Here is a 3771-nt window from a genome sequence, read left to right as displayed (position 1 = left end):
GTAAAGTCTAAACTTGTTGTGTCTTGAACTGCCAAAACTATTGGATGTTCTTTGATTCTTTCTACTGTACTTTTAGCTTGGGCGGCAATTATATCTGAGGGGTGAAAATAGGGGGAATTCCAAAAGTCGTAGGTGGCACTGGCGGCGGCTAGATTTCCCGAGGCTTGTGGCACACTTGTACTAGGTTGACTGGCCAAGTTTTCTACGATACTGATTAACCTTTTCTTTCTTCTGGTGTCCCCTAGGTCTGCATACTGTAATTCTTGGGCTGCCCATTTCTCCATTTTTTTGCTTACCTCCACCTTAATTCCTTCTTTCAAAACTATACCTATCAATCGTTTCCCCTTTTTTTAAGTTTCTTCTCTTTTTGTTAAGAAAGATCCGACTAATGGATAGCTTATTAAGGGGGGCAGGGGGGATCAGTCGGTCAAAATTACCTAAAATGTCGGATGAATGCCCCCGCTAAATTTTTCGACAAGACATCAACCTTTGCGGGGGATGAAATCCGACCAAGATATTGACTGCGAAGCACGATTTTAATTCTACCATTTGTAGGTAAACTGTGTTATACTTAATTTATCCAGGGTCGAGGATTAATCAATGCTAGTCGTAGAAGCCAAGTTAAAAAACGGAACACCAGAACAATACCAAAGACTAGATGAAGCTATCAGAACTTCTCAGTTTGTGCGTAACTCTTGTGTTCGTCATTGGAGAGAAAATAAAGGAACAACCCGCAATGATCTCCAAAAACTTTGTGCGGTACTAGCTAACAATAAAGAGACACCATGGGTTAATAAATTAAACTCTCAAGCTCGTCAATCGGCTGCTGATAGAGCCTGGCAATCAATTAATAGGTTTTACCAGAATTGTCATGCTAAGATACCAGGGAAAAAGGGTTTTCCTCGGTTCAAAAAGCCTAGCCGTTCGTTTGAATACAAACTAACGGGCTACAAACTATCTGATGAGCGACGTAAAATCAGATTTACTGATGGTTTTAAAGCAGGAGAATTTGATTTATGGTGTAGTCAAAAGACATTAGTTTATTATTCAGAGCAACAGATTAAACGGGTAAGAGTTGTTAGACGTGCTGACGGTTATTATTGCCAGTTTTTGATTGACGTAGAACGGCAAGAATACCATAAACCAACGGGACAAATAACAGGAATTGACTTAGGGTTAAAGGAATTTTATACCGATGCTCAAGGCAATTGCTGTCCCTCCCCATTTCACTTCTCAAGATTGTTCAGTTTGTGGCACAAGAGTTCAGAAATCATTAAGCACTAGAACTCATCAATGTCCTAACTGTAAAACAATCTTAGACAGGGATCATAATGCAGCAATAAATATTCTTAAAAAAGGGTGGCAATATTTGGGAAATTATCTCAACGGTACTGTTGGGCAAACAGAAACCGACCCAAACGCATAATAGAGAGTCCGACCTCTGGGTTTTTAATGGAGACATTGAGAATTTAAGCCGTCTCGTCGAAGCACGGAATTTCTAACAGTGATGTGGAAAGAATCCCCCGTTACAACGAAGTTTAACGGGGGAGTATGTCAATTCAGCCACCCGATCTCACTTGCGGCGATTGTTTCGCTCTTTCTCGCCATTTTTTTGAATTTTCTGTAATTACCTCGCCCATCGATCGGGCTTTTTCCGCCGCATCCCGTGCCATTTCCAGAATTTACTCTAGTTCCCGTTCATTTAGTCCTGTTTCTTTTTCTTCCATCACCGTAAACCCTGCAAGCGATTTTTAACCTAGCAAAAATGTCGGGGTGAAGACCGAGCGGAGCAGTTTGATTGGGAAATTTCGATAATTACAAGAGGTCGTGACGTATTTTCCCGAGTACCCGCTTCAAAATCGCCAGATCCTCCCTACAAATCCGATAAATTTCCTCTGGATCGATGTCAAAATAATCGTGGGCGAGAATATTTCTGATTCCCTTAATCTCCGACCAAGGAATTTCCGGATAGCGATTCGCTAAACTCTCTGCCATTAGCCGATCGAGTCTTCTAATATTTTCACTAATTGCGATCAACATCATACTGATGCCATCCAATCGATCGAGTCCATCATCATCGGCGATGAAATCATCGGCTTTTTGAATCCGGGTAAATCGCCGCTCGATCCGGCGGATCGCCTCTTCAAGCTCTAGTAATAACTCGAATAGAAGCGATCGATCACACATAGATAGCCTCTTGATCGATCCGCGCCTTGAGGTAAGGATTCAGAGAATCCCGATAGCGGATCACGTCCACTTCCCGTCCGAATAGGTTCTCTAGTTCGGCTTTCAGTCTGACTCTTTTAAGCAGATCGGGGGGCATATATACCACTATATCTATATCGCTCGTCGGTCGGGTTTCCTCTCTGGCTACCGAGCCGAAAATGCCGATTCGAGCGATCGCGTATCGTTCCTCCAGTTCGGGTTTCAGGGTTCGTAAACGTTCCAATATCTCGTTGGCAGTGATTTTATCTACCATCTGATTTATAGCCTACTGATTTAGCGATCGATACCCTTCAGTTTAGCGCGATCAGCAACAGAAGCTATTAGGGTAGCCGAAGGAAAGTCTTCCCATAGCTATCTATAAGTGTGTTCGCATCCTAAGTACAGGACAAAAATTGTAGGGAATGAAGAAAATCGCGATAATTGGGCAGAGAAGGGTTAAGAATCAGATGACGGAGATGGTCAAAACCTAATCGAAAAAGACTCTTAACACGACGACCATGTTTCTTGAGCGGAATTGGATGAAGCTGATGAAGCCATAGTCCAGTCTTGAGAGACCAAACCAAAGCTAATGTTAACAGGGCAAAAAGCTTACGAAGGCGATCGGGATCACTAAAGTGAGTAGATTCCAAACAAAACCCACGAGTCTTGAGAATCCCGAAAAGGGTTTCAATCCCCCAGCGTAGAGCGTAATCGCGAACAAGTCCGACCGTATGGGTCGGAGCGATCACTACCAAGAGGTCTCCGTCGTCCAAACGCAGAGCTTCAACGGAAACCTGATCACCCCACACCCGACAATCCCCTTGGAGTTGTTGAGATTCTCCCCGAACCAGATGGGCAAAAACGACTTGAGCCGCTAAGGCTTTCCCGGACCGTTCGATCTTGTCGGTAGCCCGAATCCGGATTCGGAAAGGCAGAGAAGGTTCGAGGAGAAGATAACGTAACCAAGCTTGACCGATCAACTCCCGGTCGGCACACAGACAACGAATTTGAGCGTCGGGAAAAATTTTGAGCATCTCCTCCAAGAAACGCCTACGCTCATCACTGTTCGAGTTGCCTTTTTTCTTCTTGAGCATCCACCACAGTACGGGAATGGCAACCCCCTCGGAGACTATGCCTACAGTCAGGATGTTGTAGCAATGCGGGACCTACTCCCACGTTGTCCGGTCAAGACTCAACAGCCAAGGTTGGGGGATATTCAGCCAACCCACGACAATTTTGGCGATTGCGGAGTAATCAAGCTCGAAATTTCGGAAAAAGCGTTGTAATCTTTTGTAGTTAGACTCTTTCAGGGCTGTACCTCCAAATCCCACTGCCAATTCGCTCAGATTGACGGTTTTGACTTTGAGCAAGGCTAGTAAGAACAGTGCTATACTTTAGACGTTCATAATCTGAGATTTATTAAACTTCTGAAATCGTAGAGTCAGCAAGGAATCCAGTTCTTTTTTATGTTTCAGATGGGCATCATTCAGACATTCATAAATAGCTAAAGAAAAGTCAGAAAAGTTCTCATAATATTTACCATATAAACATTTCTTTTTGACAAAT

At 43.5% G+C, this 3771-nt stretch carries 3 protein-coding genes and 3 pseudogenes; 1 reads left to right on the top strand and 5 read right to left on the bottom strand.

Annotation, left to right across the window (positions count from 1 at the left end; translation table 11 throughout):
- Window positions 1-284, bottom strand: a 284-nt coding sequence (locus H6G48_RS05450) for an IS4/Tn5 family transposase DNA-binding protein (protein ID WP_190719873.1), incomplete at its 3' end; no start/stop codon positions are given.
- Between the two features lie 316 nt (window positions 285-600).
- Between H6G48_RS05450 and H6G48_RS05445 the strand changes: the two are divergent.
- Window positions 601-1502 (top strand): annotated as a pseudogene (locus H6G48_RS05445) (RNA-guided endonuclease InsQ/TnpB family protein).
- A gap of 313 nt (window positions 1503-1815) precedes the next feature.
- On the opposite strand, the gene H6G48_RS05440 reads toward H6G48_RS05445, so the two are convergent.
- From H6G48_RS05440 to H6G48_RS05425, 4 genes and pseudogenes are all read right to left on the bottom strand, one after another.
- Window positions 1816-2187, bottom strand: coding sequence for a HepT-like ribonuclease domain-containing protein (locus tag H6G48_RS05440; protein ID WP_002738003.1), 372 nt, complete (start codon window positions 2185-2187; stop codon window positions 1816-1818).
- Window positions 2180-2479, bottom strand: a complete 300-nt coding sequence (locus tag H6G48_RS05435; RefSeq protein ID WP_190719871.1) for a nucleotidyltransferase family protein — start codon at window positions 2477-2479, stop codon at window positions 2180-2182. Before H6G48_RS05435 ends, H6G48_RS05440 begins: the two co-directional genes overlap by 8 nt.
- A gap of 121 nt (window positions 2480-2600) precedes the next feature.
- Window positions 2601-3596 (bottom strand): annotated as a pseudogene (locus H6G48_RS05430) (IS4 family transposase); the annotation flags it as partial.
- 3 nt (window positions 3597-3599) lie between these two features.
- Window positions 3600-3771: pseudogene (locus H6G48_RS05425) on the bottom strand (IS630 family transposase); the annotation flags it as partial.

It is taken from the genome of Microcystis flos-aquae FACHB-1344, from assembly GCF_014698375.1.
GTDB lineage: Bacteria > Cyanobacteriota > Cyanobacteriia > Cyanobacteriales > Microcystaceae > Microcystis > Microcystis aeruginosa.
The sequence above is the reverse complement of the archived record's forward strand: the minus strand, read 5'-3'. Positions and strand labels throughout refer to the sequence as shown.